Source organism: Blastococcus sp. DSM 46786, from assembly GCF_900109665.1.
Lineage (GTDB): Bacteria > Actinomycetota > Actinomycetes > Mycobacteriales > Geodermatophilaceae > Blastococcus > Blastococcus carthaginiensis.
This window is the reverse complement of the sequence record NZ_FOAO01000046.1, coordinates 1-1,421: the sequence shown is the minus strand read 5'-3', so window position 1 is coordinate 1,421 and position 1,421 is coordinate 1. Positions and strand designations below refer to the sequence as shown.

General features: G+C 70.2%; 1 pseudogene. It reads left to right on the top strand.

Going from position 1 to position 1,421, the window contains the following annotated elements:
• Positions 1 to 81 precede the first annotated feature (81 nt).
• Positions 82 to 1,415, top strand: a pseudogene (locus tag BMW62_RS21995) (IS701 family transposase).
• Positions 1,416 to 1,421 lie beyond the last annotated feature (6 nt).

Sequence of the window (1,421 nt, the reverse complement as noted above, 5' to 3'; positions counted from 1 at the left end):
CTAGTACTACAGCCGCACCGTATTTGGTGGGCTTCGGCGTGTCTCCCAGGTTGAGGCGCTGCGGCTGGTGACGGTCGCTGGATGACCGAAGATGTCAGCGTGGCCGAGGTCGAGGGCTGGGCAGCTGGTCTGGAAGAGGTGGTCTGGCGGATCGGGCCGCGATTCGTCCGGCCGGAGCCGCGTGCGCAGGCCGGTGCCTACCTGCGGGGTCTGCTGTCGGACGTGGAGCGCAAGAACGGGTGGACGCTGGCCGAGCGAGCCGGTGACCGCTCGCCGGATGCGACTCAGCGACTGCTCAATCACGCCGACTGGGATGCCGGCGCGGTCCGTGATGACCTGCGTGAGTACGTCGTGGAGTACCTCGCCGATGGCGACGCGGTGCTGGTGATCGACGAGACCGGGTTTCTGAAGAAGGGCACCAAGTCGGCGGGGGTGGCCCGGCAGTACTCCGGTACCGCGGGGCGGATCGAGAACTCGCAGATCGGGGTGTTCCTGGTCTACGCCGCCCGGGCCGGGCGGACGTTCATCGACCGGGAGCTGTATCTGCCCAAGGCCTGGACCGAGGACCGGGCCCGCTGCGCCGAAGCCGGCATCGGCCCGGGCGTGGAGTTCGCGACCAAACCGGAACTGGCCCGGCAGATGCTGATGCGCGCGCTGGACGCCGAGGTCCCGGCCGGCTGGGTGGCCGGTGACGAGGTCTACGGGCAGAACGCCGCCCTCCGCCTGGCGCTGGAGGAACGAGCTATGGCCTATGTGCTTGCCGTCCCGGTGAACCAGCACGTCATCGCGGCGACCGACGGCAGGCCGGCCGATGCCCGGGTCGACGCGCTGTCGGCGGCGGTGCCCGAGGCGGATTGGCAGTCGTTGTCGGCCGGCGTGGGCGCCAAGGGCCCGCGGATCTATGACTGGGTGCGGATACCGATCCGTCCCCTGTCCGAGCCCGGCCGGTACTGGCTGCTACTCCGCCGCCGCCTGTCCGACGGCGAGCTGGCCCACTACCTGTGCTTTTGCCCGGCCGAGACGTCGCTGGCCGACCTGGTCGGCGTCGCCGGCCGCCGCTGGGCGATCGAGGAGTCCTTCGAGACCGGCAAGGGCCAGGTCGGCCTGGACCAGTACCAGGTCCGCCGCTACGACGCCTGGTACCGACACATCACCCTCGCCTGTTGGGCGCACGCCTTCCTCACCGTCACCCGCGCCGCCACCAGCGGCGAAAAAGGGGGGCCCCGGACCTGCGCGGCGAGCTGAGCGAGCTGTCACTGCCCGAGATCCGGCACCTGATCACCTGCCTGGTCTGGCCCCCGGAGCACGATCCACAACGGATCCTCCACTGGTCACACTGGCGCCGCAGACACCAAGCCCGGGCCCGCCGCTGCCACTACATCACCCGCGGCGCTGCCACTGAAGTGCGGCTGTAGTACTAG